The sequence below is a fragment of the Paenibacillus pinihumi DSM 23905 = JCM 16419 genome, from assembly GCF_000422505.1.
Classification (GTDB): Bacteria; Bacillota; Bacilli; order Paenibacillales; family Paenibacillaceae; genus Paenibacillus_D; species Paenibacillus_D pinihumi.
In genome coordinates this window covers 279,797-296,476 of record NZ_KE383865.1, presented here as the reverse complement: position 1 = coordinate 296,476, position 16,680 = coordinate 279,797, and the positions used below count along the sequence as shown (strand labels likewise).

At 46.5% G+C, this 16,680-nt stretch carries 25 protein-coding genes; 8 read left to right on the top strand and 17 right to left on the bottom strand.

What is annotated here, in order from left to right:
• The first annotated feature begins 23 nt into the window (after positions 1-23).
• Positions 24-344: a LytTR family transcriptional regulator DNA-binding domain-containing protein gene (locus H583_RS0121450; RefSeq protein WP_161631211.1), complete on the top strand. Its 321-nt coding sequence runs from the start codon at positions 24-26 to the stop codon at positions 342-344.
• Positions 345-403: 59 nt separating this feature from the next.
• On the opposite strand, the gene H583_RS0121445 is transcribed toward H583_RS0121450, so the two are convergent.
• The 4 genes from H583_RS0121445 to H583_RS0121430 all read right to left on the bottom strand — a co-directional run bounded on the left by H583_RS0121445 (position 404) and on the right by H583_RS0121430 (position 2,064).
• Positions 404-661: a DUF7667 family protein gene (locus H583_RS0121445; protein ID WP_051236901.1), complete on the bottom strand. Its 258-nt coding sequence runs from the start codon at positions 659-661 to the stop codon at positions 404-406.
• Positions 661-831, bottom strand: coding sequence for a hypothetical protein (locus H583_RS36750; protein WP_154665950.1), 171 nt, complete (start codon positions 829-831; stop codon positions 661-663). Before H583_RS36750 ends, H583_RS0121445 begins: the two co-directional genes overlap by 1 nt.
• 82 nt (positions 832-913) lie before the next feature.
• Positions 914-1,120: a helix-turn-helix transcriptional regulator gene (locus tag H583_RS0121435; RefSeq protein ID WP_036710448.1), complete on the bottom strand. Its 207-nt coding sequence runs from the start codon at positions 1,118-1,120 to the stop codon at positions 914-916.
• Between the two features lie 116 nt (positions 1,121-1,236).
• Entirely contained in the window at positions 1,237-2,064 is an 828-nt protein-coding gene (locus H583_RS0121430; protein ID WP_028562268.1) for a DNA-binding protein, read from the bottom strand.
• Positions 2,065-2,283: 219 nt separating this feature from the next.
• Here H583_RS0121430 and H583_RS0121425 point away from each other — a divergent pair, with 219 nt between their 5' ends.
• On the top strand, positions 2,284-2,664 hold the full coding sequence (locus H583_RS0121425; protein WP_028562267.1) for a YhjD family protein: 381 nt from the start codon (positions 2,284-2,286) through the stop codon (positions 2,662-2,664).
• Positions 2,665-2,733: 69 nt separating this feature from the next.
• On the opposite strand, the gene H583_RS0121420 is transcribed toward H583_RS0121425, so the two are convergent.
• Positions 2,734-2,943, bottom strand: coding sequence for a helix-turn-helix domain-containing protein (locus tag H583_RS0121420; protein ID WP_028562266.1), 210 nt, complete (start codon positions 2,941-2,943; stop codon positions 2,734-2,736).
• Positions 2,944-3,059: 116 nt separating this feature from the next.
• Here H583_RS0121420 and H583_RS0121415 point away from each other — a divergent pair, with 116 nt between their 5' ends.
• The 3 genes from H583_RS0121415 (at position 3,060) to H583_RS0121405 (ending at position 3,928) form a co-directional block, all read left to right on the top strand.
• On the top strand, positions 3,060-3,272 hold the full coding sequence (locus tag H583_RS0121415) for a hypothetical protein (RefSeq protein ID WP_028562265.1): 213 nt from the start codon (positions 3,060-3,062) through the stop codon (positions 3,270-3,272).
• A 61-nt stretch (positions 3,273-3,333) separates the two neighbouring features.
• The gene (locus H583_RS36745; protein ID WP_154665949.1) at positions 3,334-3,480 is read left to right on the top strand and encodes a hypothetical protein; all 147 of its coding nucleotides are present in this window, start codon (positions 3,334-3,336) and stop codon (positions 3,478-3,480) included.
• Between the two features lie 70 nt (positions 3,481-3,550).
• A complete protein-coding gene (locus H583_RS0121405; RefSeq protein WP_028562264.1) occupies positions 3,551-3,928 on the top strand; it encodes a hypothetical protein in 378 nt (125 codons plus the stop codon).
• 553 nt (positions 3,929-4,481) lie between these two features.
• Here H583_RS0121405 and H583_RS0121395 read toward each other — a convergent pair.
• On the bottom strand, positions 4,482-4,997 hold the full coding sequence (locus tag H583_RS0121395) for a hypothetical protein (RefSeq protein WP_028562262.1): 516 nt from the start codon (positions 4,995-4,997) through the stop codon (positions 4,482-4,484).
• A gap of 312 nt (positions 4,998-5,309) precedes the next feature.
• Positions 5,310-5,477: a hypothetical protein gene (locus tag H583_RS36740; protein ID WP_154665948.1), complete on the bottom strand. Its 168-nt coding sequence runs from the start codon at positions 5,475-5,477 to the stop codon at positions 5,310-5,312.
• A gap of 90 nt (positions 5,478-5,567) precedes the next feature.
• Between H583_RS36740 and H583_RS0121380 the strand changes: the two genes are divergently transcribed.
• The 3 genes from H583_RS0121380 to H583_RS33795 all read left to right on the top strand — a co-directional run bounded on the left by H583_RS0121380 (position 5,568) and on the right by H583_RS33795 (position 7,109).
• Complete coding sequence (locus H583_RS0121380; protein ID WP_028562260.1) at positions 5,568-5,807, top strand: hypothetical protein; 240 nt, start codon at positions 5,568-5,570, stop codon at positions 5,805-5,807.
• A 137-nt stretch (positions 5,808-5,944) separates the two neighbouring features.
• On the top strand, positions 5,945-6,127 hold the full coding sequence (locus H583_RS0121375; RefSeq protein ID WP_028562259.1) for a hypothetical protein: 183 nt from the start codon (positions 5,945-5,947) through the stop codon (positions 6,125-6,127).
• A complete protein-coding gene (locus H583_RS33795; protein ID WP_081667425.1) occupies positions 6,120-7,109 on the top strand; it encodes an SDH family Clp fold serine proteinase in 990 nt (329 codons plus the stop codon). The genes H583_RS0121375 and H583_RS33795 overlap by 8 nt, the downstream gene beginning before the upstream one ends.
• Before the next feature lie 289 nt (positions 7,110-7,398).
• On the opposite strand, the gene H583_RS33790 is transcribed toward H583_RS33795, so the two are convergent.
• The 10 genes from H583_RS33790 to H583_RS0121320 all read right to left on the bottom strand — a co-directional run bounded on the left by H583_RS33790 (position 7,399) and on the right by H583_RS0121320 (position 16,672).
• Positions 7,399-7,752 carry a phage holin gene (locus tag H583_RS33790; protein ID WP_051236805.1) on the bottom strand — a complete coding sequence of 118 codons (354 nt, stop codon included), beginning with the start codon at positions 7,750-7,752 and terminating at the stop codon, positions 7,399-7,401.
• 2 nt (positions 7,753-7,754) lie between these two features.
• On the bottom strand, positions 7,755-8,531 hold the full coding sequence (locus tag H583_RS33785; RefSeq protein ID WP_161631210.1) for an N-acetylmuramoyl-L-alanine amidase: 777 nt from the start codon (positions 8,529-8,531) through the stop codon (positions 7,755-7,757).
• A 12-nt stretch (positions 8,532-8,543) separates the two neighbouring features.
• Positions 8,544-8,795, bottom strand: a complete 252-nt coding sequence (locus tag H583_RS0121355; RefSeq protein WP_028562258.1) for a hemolysin XhlA family protein — start codon at positions 8,793-8,795, stop codon at positions 8,544-8,546.
• A gap of 85 nt (positions 8,796-8,880) precedes the next feature.
• Positions 8,881-9,141 carry a hypothetical protein gene (locus H583_RS33780; RefSeq protein WP_051236802.1) on the bottom strand — a complete coding sequence of 87 codons (261 nt, stop codon included), beginning with the start codon at positions 9,139-9,141 and terminating at the stop codon, positions 8,881-8,883.
• Between the two features lie 9 nt (positions 9,142-9,150).
• Entirely contained in the window at positions 9,151-13,098 is a 3,948-nt protein-coding gene (locus H583_RS35530; RefSeq protein ID WP_154665947.1) for a hypothetical protein, read from the bottom strand.
• Positions 13,052-13,276 (bottom strand): hypothetical protein, encoded by a 225-nt coding sequence (locus tag H583_RS33770; protein ID WP_051236798.1) that lies wholly within the window; start codon positions 13,274-13,276, stop codon positions 13,052-13,054. The genes H583_RS35530 and H583_RS33770 overlap by 47 nt, the downstream gene beginning before the upstream one ends.
• Positions 13,277-13,278: 2 nt before the next feature.
• Positions 13,279-13,806, bottom strand: a complete 528-nt coding sequence (locus H583_RS0121335; RefSeq protein ID WP_028562257.1) for a hypothetical protein — start codon at positions 13,804-13,806, stop codon at positions 13,279-13,281.
• 54 nt (positions 13,807-13,860) lie between these two features.
• The gene (locus H583_RS0121330; protein WP_028562256.1) at positions 13,861-14,373 is read right to left on the bottom strand and encodes a hypothetical protein; all 513 of its coding nucleotides are present in this window, start codon (positions 14,371-14,373) and stop codon (positions 13,861-13,863) included.
• A gap of 48 nt (positions 14,374-14,421) precedes the next feature.
• Positions 14,422-16,305, bottom strand: coding sequence for a hypothetical protein (locus tag H583_RS33765; RefSeq protein ID WP_051236796.1), 1,884 nt, complete (start codon positions 16,303-16,305; stop codon positions 14,422-14,424).
• A 4-nt stretch (positions 16,306-16,309) separates the two neighbouring features.
• Complete coding sequence (locus H583_RS0121320) at positions 16,310-16,672, bottom strand: DUF6711 family protein (protein ID WP_028562255.1); 363 nt, start codon at positions 16,670-16,672, stop codon at positions 16,310-16,312.
• Positions 16,673-16,680 lie beyond the last annotated feature (8 nt).

Below are 16,680 nucleotides of genomic sequence, written 5' to 3'. Positions count from 1 at the left end.
ACGCTCAGACGGGGTTCACCTCCTTGAAAATTCAGGATATTATTTTTGTTGAGTTCGATAGAATCGATAACAGAATTATCGTTCATACACTTGATGATAAATTTTATACTATGGGAACTTTAAAATTTCTAATGGATGGATTAAATGCAAGTGGATTTGAATTTCATCTTGTAGATAGGCACATAGGTGTGAATGTGCCTAAAGTTACATATCTTGATGTAGGTGATAGAGCCGCTTACTTCGGGGATGGGCTAAAATCAAAGCGAGCTCTTATAGCTAACAAAAACATAGATATGTTCAAAAAAATCATTAAAGGCACCAATTCGCATACCGTCTTTATATAATTCATATATGCCGATCCTCATCAAAATGAGAAGACCGGCATATACTGAAGCAATCCCTTTTAGTCGGTGGCCTTTGGCCCCGGCTTTTTCTTTGTTTCCCCGGCATCCAGGGCTTCGATCTGCGCACAGATGTTATGGAGCCAATCCATATCCCCGACCGCATAGGCTGCGTAGGAAAGGTTCTGAAGCTGCGCATACTCCCAACACAGTTTAGCATTGGCAGCCATGCAATGGTTCAACTCAATGGCCTCTTGGTCACTTAAGCGCCGCGCTTTGCTCAACGTCCACAACTCCGCCATCCTCGCATGATACGGCATTACACCCATGCAAACCACCACCAGACGCACAGGACGGCCCCTACTGCCATGATTAGCCATCCCCCATACTTGTTAACCATCTCGCTTTTAGGCGGCTCCTGTGAAGCGTGTATGGACTTGATACGGTTGTCGGCGGTATACCGGATGTAATAGACCGTTTCTTTCTCCATGCTGTACCATCTCCTTTTGTTGGTGATGGTTTATGTATATGCCCAGAGTTTAGAAACTTGCCTGTCCCTTAATAAAAATTAACTACCCCGTTGTATTCTCCACAAAAAAAATATCATTCACTGTGCGCTGAAGCTTTTCGCTAATCAATATGGCCCGTTCCAGATCCGGCTGACTCCTCTGTTTTTCATATCGGTTGTATTGTTGTTGTGGCAACCCAAGATGCTCCGCAAATTCAGTTTGATTCATCTTATGCTCATGCCGGATGTCCTTTAAATTATTTATTATCATTTGAATCACCTCAGCAACTACTTCGCCGCGGGTGCTTGTCGATTCCTTTGGTGAGGGATAGGAGGTTTTGTCGCAACAAAAACGCCCCTGAGTCGCCAGGGGCGTTTTTACGGAAACTATTTTTCTTTTCCCTTTTGCAATGCTTCCAATTTCCCTTGCAGCTTAGCAGATTCAATTTTCGCTTCCTGAGCTGCCGCTCGATCAGCAACACTTGATTGTTCTGCCTTATGTAGCTTATCCCGCTCGTTGTCTAACTCATGCACCAGCATAGCAACCTGGTTCTTCATTTCTGCCTGAACGTTCTCTACTTCGCCTTCTAAACGGGCTATGCGGCCTTCACGCTCTGCTTCCGCTTTCAGCAGCTTCTTGTTCGCTTCTTCTGATTTATAGTACATATTTTCGTATCGGCTAGAGGATGACTTGAAGTCCTCCAGGCGCTCAAGCGCAGAATCATATGCCACCGAAAGACGTGCTCTTTCATCCTTTTCAATGGCCAACATACTGCGGGTGGAGTCATGGGCGGATTTTTCAGCAACCAGAGCGCCTTCGAGTTCCAATATTTTTTGACGAAGCAGATCAGCCTCTTTGCTTAAGGTATCTGCGAACGCTACTGTCTCCCGCTGCTCTTCCTCCATATCATTCTTTGCCTTAGCAAGCTCCTCCCGCTCCACTCGCACGCCTTCCGCTGCAAGCTCGACAGCCGCAGACCACAAGACCGTACCGAACTGTTGCAATCGATCTGTGATCGCCTGTGGAACAATGATGGCTCTCGACTCTTCAAGTTGCCCAACCTGCTCCTTCCATTCGTTTAGGTACTTTTTTATTGTGGAGAAGCTCCCCCGTGTCCCTAATGCCTCTCTAATCCCTTCTATTCTCGGCGTCTTTCCTTCGGCAGCCATAGCATCAGCAGCTTCGAAGATCTCTTCTTTCGTTACAGGAATCATTCCATTACCTCCCACATTGTTCCATTTGATTCAATCATAAACTGTAAATTACATCCTGTAAAGTGTAATTTACAGTACTAAAGTGTAAATTACATAATTACACTGTAAATTACATCTATTACACCTTGTTTCTTATTTTTTTGTGTTTAGCTTAGCTTTGAAAAAATACCCATTGATATACGAACGAGTATTCGCATATAATTGTTTTGAGGTGATCGCATGTCGGCCGATAAGAGAGTGACCCGGCAAGAATTAGAAATGATACGCGACTACATAGTATTACCGCTCATGATGGACGTTGTGGAGCGCAACAAGCGGCAGATACAGTTTTCTACCAATTCACTAAAAGCTCTTTATGTTGCCGCCGCGGACAGGCTCATGGACATGATACAGAAGGATCATGTGGCGCTTAAAAAGAAATTGAAGGAACGCGAAATAAAAGTCTGGGAGTCCGAACAAAGCAGCCCTACGTCTCTGCGGCATGAATATAAGTGCCGGGGGTACCATGAACATTTTCACTTGCTGCATGAAGTAGCCAAGACGCAAATTAGCGTCCAGTTGGGCCAGTATATTAGTAAGGTATTTAAAAAACTGGAATAGCCCAAAAAACCGCCGTCCCTATTTTGCTGGACAGCGGTTTTTATATTTATTGGTTCTTTTAGAAGTCAGTCACCCTTCATCTACATATTCAATTAAATCTTCAACGTTCTTCAATTCCAGAGCAATCATAATTTTATTCAGATTATCAGGCGACCAATGTCGGGATTCATTTTTCTCCATGTCCTTTACTGTATTCCAGCGTATCCCTGTCAAGTCGCTAAGTTGCTTTGCGTTTAATCCTCGCTCCTCCATAATCGTATCAAGTTTAAGTCTGAACATCCGATCAACCTCCTAATAAAACTATACATTAATTCAATTAATTTATCAACTAAATTCGTTGACATTCAACGATATTCGTTGTATAATTAAAGTATAGAAAGGAGGTGAAACACAAAATGGAAAAGCAAGCATTGAAAGCATTTGAGAAAATGCAAAAAAGAGAACACCTCTTGCGAGTGCTGCGGGAACAGTGGGGACTGGGCCGCATATCGCGAGAAGTGTTCCGGGAAGAAAGCTTAAAGGTCATCGAGAGATACCAGCTCTCAGACGACGAACAGCGCGCTTACGATCGCTACACAGCAATTCAACAGCAACGTAAACACAAATAGTAATTCTGGAGGGAGTTAGCCGCTCCCTCCTTCATAATAACATATGATTGAGGTGAAAGCCATGAAGGGTTTGCGCAACCTCGATTACGCTGTATACGGCAAAGTAATCGTCCCTATGATCATGTTTGACACGGAGACGATGTTTCAATTATACGATGACAGCGATGCTGGCAAGTGTACCATTGTCTCCAAGAAACGGAAGCGCTAAGTATACAAAATTGTTCATATTTAGTATTTTTATATTAGTTTAGTAGACAACGCATAAAGGAGCGGATGAGATGAAGTATCTGGAGATTGCAAAGGAAGCACTGACTGAGCGTTATGTTCTCGGAGTGCGCGGGCTAAGAAGCGACGAATCTTATGAAATTGGTGATTCTCTCCGCGAATCCTACGAGTGGGATCTGGAAGAAGACTGCTCTACCTTTCACACTACAGGAGAGACAGCGGGCGGGGTATGCTGCATCAGTGTAAATATGGATGCTGACACACCAGAAGAATTGGCTTCGAATATCGAGGCCGCTGTTAAACAGGCAAGTGCTTACGGGGATAGCGGCTGCGCAATAGTAATCGTTGCTGGGCGAAGCATTAATACGGATTACCAAATGGATGACGGCGAGATTCGCATTCGCGGCGCCTGGGTAGAAGCAATTGTATGAAACAGTGTCCTATATGCGATAATCCATTAGGCCGCAACAAATACGCCTGCTCAATGGAGTGCTACAGCAAGCTTAAGAGCAACACAAAAGAATGTGTGATTTGCGACAGTCCCTTCCCTTCCCCGCCAAGCAGCGATAGAATCACCTGTAGCCGGTCATGTTCAACCGAAAACCGTAGACGTCTTGCTGCCGAAGGGAAATCCGATAAAGGCTTAGAAAAGGCGCACAAGGCGCTACCTGATAACCCGCTTACCGGCAGATTCGAAACCCACGTAAACGCGAAGGAATGGGTTATACAAGCCCCTGATGGCAAGATATACAAATGCCGCAACTTGAAAAACTGGCTGCGGGAACATTCGGATCTGCTGGACGGTACAGTTAATCAAGCCTGGGATGGATTGAGCAAGATCAAATATTCCATGCAGGGTAAACGCAAAAGGAATGCGATTCAATGGAAGGGCTGGAGGCTTATTTCATGGGGGGATTAAGCAGGGTATCAAAAAAGCATCCAGTACTGGATGCTTTTTTGATTTTGTTGATAAAATTTAGTTTATTAGTTTCTCTTCCAACATTCCCAGTGAATATTTAAAAGTAAATCCCCGCGTTTCAATAAATCAAAATTATTCTTTATCAGGTCGCTGTGACCAGATGTACTATAAGGTTTTTGCTCACCAGGGCTAAAATTACCTTGAAAATTGGAAATATTACCTAATATATTTCCAGTGTCTTTGAATTTTAAAGCAAATGTTATAGCATTACCGTACTTTCGATGTTCCGAATGATCCTTAAGTACAGTTACAGTATCATATGAACCATTTGAATAAAGTTTTATATTACTAGAGACGTGCTCCATACCATCAATCCACCAATTGTTGCCTTTATAATACTCTAATTTTTCTACAGTAATTCCATTCCCTACCTCAGTTCCAAGGTTAACAAAGGAAAGTGATTCATCATGTATGAAAAACTTTTGTAATCCAAAGTCTTCGACATCCTGTAACCTCTTCTCCAAAGTATCCACACGTTGAAGGAGCATCGCAACATCTTTTGCTAATTGATAATTTTCCATCAGTAACCCTCCTGCGTTATATTTTTTCACCTAATGTAATGTCCCCATTCGGTTTGAAAATATTCAGCGTTCAGATTTTACAAAGACATTGTCATTTCACTCTGAATTCACAACCAGGCATAACCTGGTCACCATCAACAAAAGGTTTAGGATGCCACTCCCCATTAATCCGGACAGAGCGCTCAGTCTGCCGCTCTATCACTCCCCCATAGTCTACGATCTTTCCTTCCATCCAGACCGTCACTGGAGTTTGGTTGTGTATGGCGGCGGCTATGTGTTCATCCGTGGAAAGAATAAATCCGGTTTTGAACATTACTGCACAATCCTATAGTTTATCGGATATCCCCACGACTGCTCATTCATCCACTCAAGGATTTGTGGTACATAATAAATCCCTAATAGGGTGACAGCAATCAACCCAGCCATTAAGAACAAAAATATGCCTAGTCCCCCAAGCAAATTTCCGATTTTCTCTAACATCAAAGCCCCTCCCTTTTATGACATTATTCTACATTATAGGAGGATAGTCCTTCTTATTTGCCGAAATATGTTACTTGGGAGGGATGTTCATTGGATTTAGATTTATCGGGGGTTACGGATTCACTGCAAGCCGCAGGATGGTTGTTATTTGATTCTCTGCTGTATTATTTGCTCCTGCCTTTATTAGGGGCAGCGATTGTTATTAGGGGAGTATTCAGGGTGCGCGGTGGACTATTCAAAGTAATTATGAGCGGAGTCGTGTTGCTGTGCTTCTATTTGTTTTGGAAGTTTGGAATTCAAGAGATTTTTTCTTCATCCAAATTGCTATAGTAAATTTGGATCATTTTTCATTCGGTTTCTCACGAACATCATGAGAACAACTTATGAACAATCTCCAGAAAATATTGTAAAATTAAAATTAATTAGTAAAATGTAGTTGTACTGGTAAAACTGGAGGAGGAATTCTAATGGACAAATCTCAAAGAATTGAAGAGATTTTTACACTGTTAGGTTTGGGTAGTGAGAAGGAAAGGGAAAAGTATCGGTTTGACTCTAATTACAACATTAACAATAAGTCTTGGGAATTAAAAATGAAAATTGGCTCTAATACACTACTAAAAAATTTGAATGCAGAGGATAAAAATGCCTAGTTGGAACACATTATTAAACGAGGTTCATCAAGCTGGAAGTATGTATGATGTTGTTCGAAGAAAGTATCTAGCTAATCTCAGTAAATTGACTGGTAGAAACACGATAGCCTACTACTCGGGATGGCTTCAAAAGAGTGAACTGAATGGGTATCAAGGGTTTTCTCTCAATGATAGTGATAAAAACGGGTTTATGACGACGATTCATGGACTGGATAGAAGCAAAGGTCTTGATTTACTCATTCATACTCCAGGTGGCGATATAGCAGCTACAGAATCGTTAGTGGAATATCTACGATCCATTTTCGGAACTGATATACGAGCAATCGTTCCACAAATAGCGATGTCTGCCGGAACGATGATTGCTTGCTCTTGCAAATCAATTGTCATGGGGAAGCACTCCAATCTAGGACCAATAGACCCTCAGTACAATGGTTTGCCCACTCACGGAATCATAGAAGAGTTTCAAAGAGCAACACGGGAAATAACTTTAAATCCTGCAACGATTCCGCTGTGGCAACCTATTATTGCTAAGTATCACCCTACGTTAATAGGGGAGTGTGAAAAAGCAATTGCATGGTCTACTGAGATTGTGCATCAATGGCTTGTTAGCGGGATGTTTGATGGCGACGAAAATGCCCATAACAAAGCTGATTACATCGTTTCTGAGTTAGGAGACCATGCTCTTAATAAGGCACATGCAAGACACATATCTGGAGACAGAGCTGCAGGTTTAGGATTGAAAATTGAATTTCTTGAGGGTGATCAAGAACTCCAGGAGGCAGTACTGTCTGTTCACCACGCTTGTATTCTCACATTAACAGTAACAACATCAACAAAACTTATCGAGAATCAGAACGGCGTTGCTCACATTCAATTTTTAAATCAAGTCCCTGTCCCAAGTCAGATCCCCATGGAGGGTTCAGTTTTACCATTTGATACAGACGCAGACTTGCTGGATCATACATCCACTGAGGAAAGTTAACGTTTGTATTATTCGAGTACATGCTCCAATTCGCATAAAATACTTTTTTCATTTTTCTCACTCCTTGAAATTTATTGTTAACTGATATGTATTTTTTAACCGAAAAAAAAACCATAAAATCTTTTTTTCGACTAACCACGAATTACAAATAAAATTGATAAACAAAAAAAGGTCTACCCTATTAGGGTAGACCTTTTTTTCTCCTCGATATCAATCTTAGCACATATTTTTCGGTAAATAGGGACATCAATGGGACATTCATGGGACACAAAAGGGACATTCTTTTCTATCACATAATAGGGGCTTTGAGTGTTTTATACTCAAGCACTGCCTTTTCAATCGCCGACCGGATGTCTTCATGCTCCAGCTCGATCCCACGCTCCTGCAGACGTTTGCTGAGGTATTGGTAGGCTTGTTCCAGCTTCGCCGGTCCGCCCGCTTCCTTGTAGACGGTCTCGGCAAAAGAAAAAGCTTCTCCCGCAAGTTTGTGGAGAAGCTCCCTTTGTTCGTTGCTGGTACGTGTGTCAAGCCACAGCAGCACCCTTTTCCGGGCTTCGAACAGCGCCCCGGTAACAATAGCGGTCAACAGCGATAGAACGCCAAGAAGGACGCTCTGCACGTATGGCTGTATAAGTTCGTTCATGATTATTTGCCCTCCTTCAGCAGCAAGCCTGCACGATCCAGGATCACACACAACTGCTCCCGTGTAACCGGCTCGCCCAGTCCAAACGTATCCGGGGATATCCCGGTAATTACTCCCGCTTTGACCGCGGCAGCAATCGAATTCTCTCCCCAATGACCTGCTGGCACATCTTTAAAATCTGTTTTCTTTTCCACTGTTGGTTTCTCCCCTTGTGTTTGTTTTTTCTTCAATCCATACACCGCGACCAGCCCGGAAACGATTGCTTCAGCGCAGCGGCGCCGATACCCTTCCGTCTTCAACAACTCAGCTTCCCTGCGATTTGACATAAAGCCGCATTCAACCAGCACGGAAGGCATTTTGCATTCCCGGACCATATGGAAGTTAGCCCTCTTCACCCCGCGGTCCCGCAGGCCAGTAGCGGCGACCAGCGCCTTTTGTACGGCCTCGGCAAGCCGGGGGGATGCAGCGGAAGGATTAGTGTATACAAACGTCTCAAGTCCCTCTGCGGCGCTCCACCCGTCCCCGCTGGCGTTAGCATGAATGGAAACCAGAGCGGTGGCTCCCCAGACGTTGGCCCGGTCCGTCCGCTCCTTTAACGGTACGTCCCGGCTGCCGTCCGCCGCATGCGTGAACAGTGTCTGGACTCCCTCGTAGGCTGTCAGCAGCTCCGCAGCATACCTCGCAACGGCGCTATTGAATTGATATTCCCGCATGCTGCCGTCCGGCGTGCGCTTACCTGGAGTGTCCGGTCCGTGACCGGCATCAATTACAAATTTCATTTCTATCTCCCCCTATGGTTTTAATCCACCAGAAAGAATAAACCCGACAATAGCCAGTAATACAGCCCCGCCGATTGTTCGCCATAACCACTTCTGATTGTCCTCGATCTTGTCCAGTCTCTTATGCGCCGACTTGGAAGATTCCAGAGCAGCTACAGCCGTCTCATTGGCATTGATAGCCCGGTCTATCTTCGTATCCATACTTGCTACAAGTGTCTCAACCCGGGTAATTCGCTGTAGCACCTCTGTCTGTGTGTCTTGCATGATCCTCACCTCTCCCCAAACGAAATCTCTTAATACCTCAACACTTCGTTGCTGCCCATCATTTGCAAAGATATCGTTAACTCTTTTATTTATCTCTCATCAAAAACAGGACCTGCTCTGTATCCGGGTCCACTCGGTACCCAACACAATTAGCAAAGTCCTGTTCGAAATCTCCATATTGCAGCTGCAGCAGGCCCACCGTATCCGGCAAGCGGACCACCAATGACCTGTATGCAGCATAGTCCTGCTCAACCGTCGTAGGCACAACGCTGCCAGCCCGCTGGCCTGTGTCTACAATGACCTCACCGGATGCCTTGTCATAATAAATCTTGCGTCCAATCTCCATACATACCTCCTATTCGGATGCGTACCAATACACTGATAAACCTATTTCTGATACATTTGTCGATATCGCAAAAGTAAATGATCCTTCAGCAATTGTCCACGTTATTCGCGACTCGTAAACAGATGGACCAGCATCACTACGCACCCTAATTAGATAGCTAAGCGACGATCGGCTCACATTGCGGGATGTGTAGTACGTCCCGAAAATATCTTGCCAGACTATATTTATCACTCGCGGCGTAAAGTCCAAGCCGGTTACCGTAATGTTTCGGGTGTCAAATGTACCGCTTAATGTAGTGGTCCCCTCAGCAGCACGTTTGACCGATCCAGACACGCCGAAAATGGACTTGCCGGTCAGGATGTTACCGGGAATCAAATTCGCGTCACCTGCTATCGTTATCGTGCTGCTGTAATAACCCGCTGCTTTGGTCTGCGCTGTTGTCCCGGGCGTTACCGTCCCGCCTGCGCCGCGATTTGGCATTGATCCGGTTACAAGTCCCGCCTCCGTGCCAATGGTCTTACCTGCAAGCACATCCGCTGCAACCGCGTCTCCATACTCACCCCCTTCACCCTGTAACGTAAAAGCCGTTCCGGAATAAACGAGCGTGTACACCGAATTAAGCTTGAGGTTACCAGCAGATAGAGTGCTTCCGTTACTTTTCAGAATTGATTTTGCGCCGGTACCATTGACGTTGAGCGTGGCAGCTCCGGTATTGGCAGCATGCAGCTTTATGGTAACCCGCAGTCCCTCGACCAGCGCAGGCGCCGGACTCAACGTGACGGTGTAAGCCGTGCCGGTCCCGGCTGTCGTGCCGTATCCATTGCGAACATCACTGAGCGCGGCAACTGTAGCCAGCCCCTGCGCCGTGGTGACGCCGCTGCTGCGCACCTCATTGATGGCGGCAACAACAGAAGTCTTATCGTTTGTCTGCAACGCTTGAGGCTGGCCCAAGTCTTTGCGCAGGTTATCGATATGGGCGCCATCCTCGGTCTGCCGGGAATCCTGTACGTCAATACGGGTTGTTGCCCGCGCTATCTGCTGCGTATTAGCCGAGACAGCCGACCCTAGATTCCCGGCGTAAAAAGCCGTAGCAGCCTGCACCGCCGCGGAATAGGCATAGCGGTCAAGGGCTATATAGGTGACGAAGTATTTGGCGTTAGGGTCAAAGCCAGCAGCAGGGATACGGGCATACGCCTTGCCCCATCCAACATCAGTTGGGTACTCCCATCCCCCAATCAGTTCGGCACCTTTGTAGATAGCTAAAAACCGATCCAGCCGTTGAGACAACGGATTACGAGCATTAACGACCCCGCCGGTATAGTTGATGACGTAATAATTTGCACCTGTCAAGGTCGCAGGGAGCGGCGTTACCTCCTCGCGGACAATTGCCCCCTCCGACATTTCCAAGGCATTTACGCCGGGGAACAGGCTGATCGCTCCTTCGATCCGGGCTGACTCCGTAATAGGTTTGGCGAGCTGGTATTGCATCGTTGCATATGACGTCCAGCCCGGAGCCTTATTTGCTGAAACGAAGGCTTCCGTATTGGTACCCGGGAGGGTTGTGCCGTCTACCCTCGATACCCACCCGTTATAAACCGATCCGTTGTTTCCTGTCGCTTTCCAGCCGTTCATGCATGCCTTAATTGCGTTAGGGTTAGGATTCGGCCCTGTCCAACCGGCATCTGTCTTAGATATAGTCAAGGTGACAAGATTAGAAGCCCCAATGAAGCATTGATCAGGTCCGGTTGTTGGGTAGACATTAGGAATCACCAGTCCGTCATGCCGGGCGCAAATCTGCTCTTTTACTGCTGCCGGAGCGGCAAAATAGACTTCGTTGTATGTCGTTTTGCTGGAGTTGTGCTGCCATGCGAACGATCCGTCCAGTAGAAATTCCCCGACAAACCGCGTGACCAATCGGCGTAGAATATCAGCTTGATCCCGTATACCGTTCGGCAAGCTCCGCAGAACCTCGTCGATCACAATCCGCTGATCCTCGCGCGGCACAAATGATGGCGGCAGCTTATCCATTCCGCCCATGACAAGCATCGGATTAGCAAATGACACCTTTGTACCCGCAATGTTGCCTCTGAAGTAAACCCTAATACGGGAACGGTTGCCCACTGTTGCTGCGCCTGGAGTGCGTCTGTAATTGAGTAATGCGATTGGCGATGGGTCGTCTGAATAAAGCGCAAACTCTCCGTTAGCGCTCATATCACAAGAAAGTGCGTATACTTCGTTTGGTGCAACCGAGACTGTAATATACAAGGTGCGGTTGTTCACAGATGGAGTAAAGTCAAAACTATGGCGATCTGTATAGGTTAAAATATCACCAGTAGTAGGCGGGGACATATTCGCCATAACATCAATAAGGTTACGCCCCGGATGCTCGATCAAAGCGCCCTGGATGGATTGCATGCCGTCGATATAGTTTCCGTACCTCATTTCCAACTCGTTCTTACTAAGCAGCGGAATTTCAGACACTTCTGACGAGTTGATATCAATAACAGAAACGCCATCAACGGTGAACTCGTCAGTCGCTGCTGATCCTGCATCCTGCATCATAAAGGTAATGTTAATCTTGGGTGTGTTCGCAGGCAGTAAAGCACTATAAAACACAAAATCCTCTGCTGCGGAGACTGTAATGTTAGCAAATGCGGTGTCGGTTGTTCCTGCACCATTACCTACCCTGAAACGAGTTGAGTTTCCTTTGGCTTTGATCCATGCTGTAACTAAATACCTTTTGTTTGTTTCAAGATTAAGATATTTATATATTCGCGGGTTAGACGATGTGGAAAAAATCAGCTTTTGTGCCCAATCACCAAATTTCCCTGTTGTCCTGGACGGTATTCCTGGTCCTCCACTCCCAAACGTGGATATCCAGCCATCCGCAACACCATCGTTATTGCTGTCTTTTTCAAAGTTCCCGTCCGGCTCCCAGTTTACCAACGTCCGTCCGTATACCACCCCATCAAGTAAGCTGGGTTGGTCCGTCTCTATCTTGTTGACACCCCGGTTGAGCTGCACTTGGAGTGTGGCGGATTCTTTAGCGCCTGCCTCCAATGCATCCAGCCGGCCGACATGGGCTTTGGTCATCAACCCGCCCTCAGTTGCTGTAGCTCCCGGGATAGGATCAGATCCGTTTTCGGTGTGGCTGCTGCCGTGCTTGCCCGGGGTACTGGTCCCGGTGGCGGTCAGGGTAAGCTCTTTTGTGGCTGGGTTGGTGGTGACTGCAATCCCGACCCCGCCTATGATGGTCACTGTGTCACTCTTGGCTGTGGCATTGATGTCGTTGACCTTGGCAAAGGCGTTTTGGTTCGGCTCTGCGCCAGCTGTCATCCCGTCAAGCTTGGTCTTATCCGGGCCTGTCATAAACCCCGCTTGGGATGCAGTTGCAGCAGCATGAGCAGCCCCGCCAGACCCGATATGTCCGGTCAGGCCAGACTGCACCGCGTCAACCTCTTGCTTGCGTGCTACATCGTCAGCAGCCACAGGAGCCCCAGCTTTAAACCGGCTGCCACTGTCCCGCTGAACCAGCGTATTAGGCGTTGCCGCTGCTGTAGCTCCGTCAGACTTGGCCTTGTCTGGCCCGCTCTGAAATCCTGCTGTCGTCGTTGTAGCTAGGGCATGAGCCGCGCCTCCGCTGCCTGCATGGTTATTAAGGTTTGTCTGGACTGTATCGACCTCTTGCTTCCGGGCGATGTCGTCCGCTGCAGCTGGCGCCGCTACCTTCGCCCGCCCGCTGCCGTCCCGCTGCATGATCCGGTTGGCTGTAGCGGCAGATGTGGACTGGTGAACTGTTGTCGCTGCCACATGGGCATCCAAGGCTTGCTTGTTGCCGCCAGTGTCAGACTTAACAGCATCCATCTCAGCCTGTACACGGTCAAAGCCTATGTTAATCTCTTGGAAGTCTTCACTGATTGGATTTGACGGTGTTAGGTTTCCGTATCGGTTTGCCAATGCTCTCATCTCCTTTCAGTTGCTGCAAGCGCCGTTCGACAGCCTCGTGGATCTTGGCCAAGATTGCTTCTTCATGCTGTGGCTTAGCTGCCGCCACAGCTTGTATAATCTCGCATATCTCCTGTACGGGGTTGATAAGGTCTATCTCAGCTTTAATCACATGCTGTATTTGGGCCATTGTTAACCCTCCATATTGTTTTTCAACCTAGCTAATGAATCAATCAAGGGAGGCAGGTTAGCTATGCGACCTACCCCACCACTCCGCAATTCTTCTTGAATGTATCTGCACAGTAATAGGATCGTATTATCAACAACCTGATAAGTATCGGGAACAGCTTTCTCAGGCTTTGTAGGCTCAGAAAATCCAAGTCGACACAACGCCTCATGCATCTCACTCTCAAATATCCCTTCTTCTTCTTTAACAGGGTACTTCTTTACCCCATAATCACCTTTAGTGGAGACGCTTGGAACATTCGTGATATTGGACGAAGGGGATACTGTTGGCGAACGATCCAGTTTCGCCATCGGCGCTATAACCTCGGGCCCTACTACATCAAGCTTGCCGCCTTTAACAATAGTCGAATCATTAATGTACATCCGCAGCGTAAACACTGACGGGAATCCAGACTCTATTTCGTAACTGATGACATCAGTGAGTTGCACCCCATTAAGGTAAATTTTATTTTCTTTTATTTTCAAGTTATTCATATATATCACCCTTTCTCAAAATAAAAAGCCGCCATATAGGCGACCTTTGGTTGGTTATGATTTCAGTTCTGTAAGCTGCTTCTCAAGTTTTGCGAGTTCAGCTTCCAATTCCTTTATTTTCTCTTTGGCTGCCTCTTGTTCATCTGCGCTAAGCCCGTTAGCTGGGTCAGCTGTAACTTTATTAATGTGTATATTGACTTTTATTTTAGAGAGCTTCTCTTCAATCTCTTTTTTCAAGTCATCCTTACTGGTGCTTGAACTGGTTGGTTCTGAGACTGTATTATCAGTCGACAAATTACCACCTTCACCCTTTTTAGACTCTAAATACACTTTTTTTTCCTTGTAGGATACTGTATATCCAGCAGCCTCGTATGCCTTCCTAAGTGGGGCCAAACTGGTTCCATTTATCACAGGAGCTGTATCAAACAGCTTTCCATCTAGATATACTTCGGTTTCTGAAGTTACTTTTTTTCCAATAAGGCTCAAACTATCTGCTGCTGCGCTTACAGATACCATTAATGCCGCACCAACTACAGCACCCGCGAAGAACATTCTTTTACCTTTCATTGTTTCCTCATCCTTCCATGGCGATAATTACCGTGATTATACCATGGATTAACTACCCATTGCAGCGATTGCAGCATATATATCGTTTATTTCTTGCTGCAGTGTTCTTCCGTTAGTTTCGTTGTAGAATCTGCTCCAACTAGGTATGTTGATGTTAAAACCACCCCCAGGAGACAGATCGATTCTTTTGGCGGCACTTACCAGTATATTTTCCTTCATAGATCGAATCCAAGTCCCGTAACCTTGGGTGTACGTCAAAAGACCCGCTATTGAACCCCCGCTATTCCAAAGTATAGTGGGCGAACCTGAAAGGTTAGGGCTGATTGCTATTGATTCACTATTATTAAGACTTGCAGTCAGTAAATTCCCGCTGGAATTCATCTCAATGCGTGGGAATGATGAGCCGGTTTGAATAAGCGGGCCGGAAATAACACCGCCATAAATAGCTGCCCCTGAAATTGTGGTACCGTTGATAGATCCGCCATTGATTGTGTTACCGGTTATCGTACTACCAGAGATATTTGTACCGTTAATGGTTCCCCCGGTGATTTTTGTACCAATGACTTCTCCCGCCTCAATTGTCCCGGAGAATTTGTACCGTTCATTGTCTACATCGAACCAAAGGGCTTTGTCCGTCCCCTTATAAAACGTCAACTCATCCGCATTAAACACGGCCCTCGCCTTACCATCGCTGCGGTCGATCTGCAAGCCAGCTTCTTTCGAGATTGTCAGCCCATAATACAATTTACCCTGCCGTACAGCCGATTGCGTCAGCCGCTTGATCTGCCCCTCAAGCTCACCTTCGACCATAAACTCTGATTGCTGGTCGCTGCGAGCAGGGGATTCGGCAGACATCTTTATGCCGCCTTTGTATCCAAAACTAACCCTCAATAGGTAACTCTGGTAATGGCTTATACCGTCCCAAGGAACATGGTAATCTGTCCACGGGATATCAGCATCAATCCAGGCTGTACCATCATACACGCCATAGCCGATAAGGTCGCCCGGTTCAATCTGTGGAAAGCCAATGGCGTCCATTGTAATCGGCAGATAAGATACGCCATTGATTGCAGCATAAATATGATCCGTCATTTGCTGGGTAGCTAATGGGTTGGTTATAAAAAGCGTTGTCGCATCGCTGCCTTCGCCAGCCTCAAAGCTCAAATCGTCCTCGTCATCATAGGTGACGACAACTCTTGTAAATGTCCTCAGGGGGTTGGTCTGTTTGACCGATGTGTAATCAGATCCGGTAATATTGATGACCGGCTGTTCCGTTGCCGCGAATCGTTTAAACTTAATACGCCCATCCTTCCCGGCATAAACGCAAGCTGCATTGGCAGAAGCTATAAATCCCATGACCTGCCGTATACTGTAGCCAACAGGAGCAACCGGGACCATAAATCCGGAATTGATGACAACACTGTTGTCATAGACATAGTCCAGTTGCTGGCATATCTCGTCCCAGACTGCCCGCATCGTTGCTGGGTAGGTTAGGCCGGATAAATAAGGCGCGTTTGCCCAAACCAACTTGTCGAAGCACTCAACCTGCAGCACATCTTTGACCTTCGTCCGGTTATCAATATAAAACTCACCCATCGGGAGCCAATCGCCCGCCACGCCCGTCCATGAGAAATCAGCATCTTGCCAGGGAAAATCCGCTTCTTGCCAAGGCAATAGGGAGTAGTCCAGCCCGATGTACGGCACAACCTTAGCATTGGGCGGCAAATCGTCTTTGGTACGGAGATTTAGCACAAGCCGGGAAAGTGTTACTGTTCCGAGTTCCAAATCGTCGCCCTGAGTTAGTGAATTCTCTATCGAAAAATCCACGATATGGACATCTGTATAGGTCTTGTCATTGATGTCCACCTTGGCGATAACAATGCTATTAGGGTTTTGTAGATATTGAGCAAAACTTGGTGATATAGGATACATGGCATCACTTCTCCGTTAGCGTAAATTGCAGCCCCTCCCAGAACATCACACCATTACGCTCAAATGGTACAGCTGCCGGCCGATTGCCAACATAAAAATTACGCGTGACATATCCGTCCATCGGGTCGGGGTAGTATACATTAAAAAATGGGCTTCTCATCACTTTGAGTATCGCAGATATTTTTGTCTGCGGAAGCGCTGGGAAGCCCATTTCGATTTGTCGCTTGACCGCCACTCTACTCCGATGCATTGTGCCATCTACCGTACGATTCGTAGCATCCGCATCGTCCAGGTCGAGGATAGTGACCTTAAATTGCCCCGGCGCAGGATAGGCTGCAATCTCTACGCCGTTTATTTTTATCAGCACTTGCAGCC

What these genes read in the sequence shown, in the direction of transcription:
- H583_RS0121425 (WP_028562267.1), top strand. Translation starts at nt 2,284, where the DNA reads ATGTCGGCCGATAAGAGAGTGACCCGGCAAGAATTAGAAATGATACGC.
- H583_RS0121430 (WP_028562268.1), bottom strand. Translation starts at nt 2,064, where the DNA reads ATGATTCCTGTAACGAAAGAAGAGATCTTCGAAGCTGCTGATGCTATG.
- H583_RS0121405 (WP_028562264.1), top strand. Translation starts at nt 3,551, where the DNA reads ATGAAGTATCTGGAGATTGCAAAGGAAGCACTGACTGAGCGTTATGTT.
- H583_RS0121335 (WP_028562257.1), bottom strand. Translation starts at nt 13,806, where the DNA reads ATGAATAACTTGAAAATAAAAGAAAATAAAATTTACCTTAATGGGGTG.
- H583_RS33795 (WP_081667425.1), top strand. Translation starts at nt 6,120, where the DNA reads ATGCCTAGTTGGAACACATTATTAAACGAGGTTCATCAAGCTGGAAGT.
- H583_RS36750 (WP_154665950.1), bottom strand. Translation starts at nt 831, where the DNA reads ATGGAGAAAGAAACGGTCTATTACATCCGGTATACCGCCGACAACCGT.
- H583_RS33770 (WP_051236798.1), bottom strand. Translation starts at nt 13,276, where the DNA reads ATGGCCCAAATACAGCATGTGATTAAAGCTGAGATAGACCTTATCAAC.
- H583_RS0121330 (WP_028562256.1), bottom strand. Translation starts at nt 14,373, where the DNA reads ATGAAAGGTAAAAGAATGTTCTTCGCGGGTGCTGTAGTTGGTGCGGCA.
- H583_RS33765 (WP_051236796.1), bottom strand. Translation starts at nt 16,305, where the DNA reads ATGTATCCTATATCACCAAGTTTTGCTCAATATCTACAAAACCCTAAT.
- H583_RS0121395 (WP_028562262.1), bottom strand. Translation starts at nt 4,997, where the DNA reads ATGGAAAATTATCAATTAGCAAAAGATGTTGCGATGCTCCTTCAACGT.
- H583_RS33785 (WP_161631210.1), bottom strand. Translation starts at nt 8,531, where the DNA reads ATGAAATTTGTAATTGATGCCGGTCACGGACCGGACACTCCAGGTAAG.
- H583_RS33780 (WP_051236802.1), bottom strand. Translation starts at nt 9,141, where the DNA reads ATGGAGATTGGACGCAAGATTTATTATGACAAGGCATCCGGTGAGGTC.
- H583_RS0121420 (WP_028562266.1), bottom strand. Translation starts at nt 2,943, where the DNA reads ATGTTCAGACTTAAACTTGATACGATTATGGAGGAGCGAGGATTAAAC.
- H583_RS36745 (WP_154665949.1), top strand. Translation starts at nt 3,334, where the DNA reads ATGAAGGGTTTGCGCAACCTCGATTACGCTGTATACGGCAAAGTAATC.
- H583_RS0121435 (WP_036710448.1), bottom strand. Translation starts at nt 1,120, where the DNA reads ATGATAATAAATAATTTAAAGGACATCCGGCATGAGCATAAGATGAAT.
- H583_RS0121445 (WP_051236901.1), bottom strand. Translation starts at nt 661, where the DNA reads ATGCCGTATCATGCGAGGATGGCGGAGTTGTGGACGTTGAGCAAAGCG.
- H583_RS0121415 (WP_028562265.1), top strand. Translation starts at nt 3,060, where the DNA reads ATGGAAAAGCAAGCATTGAAAGCATTTGAGAAAATGCAAAAAAGAGAA.
- H583_RS36740 (WP_154665948.1), bottom strand. Translation starts at nt 5,477, where the DNA reads ATGTTAGAGAAAATCGGAAATTTGCTTGGGGGACTAGGCATATTTTTG.
- H583_RS0121355 (WP_028562258.1), bottom strand. Translation starts at nt 8,795, where the DNA reads ATGCAAGACACACAGACAGAGGTGCTACAGCGAATTACCCGGGTTGAG.
- H583_RS0121375 (WP_028562259.1), top strand. Translation starts at nt 5,945, where the DNA reads ATGGACAAATCTCAAAGAATTGAAGAGATTTTTACACTGTTAGGTTTG.
- H583_RS33790 (WP_051236805.1), bottom strand. Translation starts at nt 7,752, where the DNA reads ATGAACGAACTTATACAGCCATACGTGCAGAGCGTCCTTCTTGGCGTT.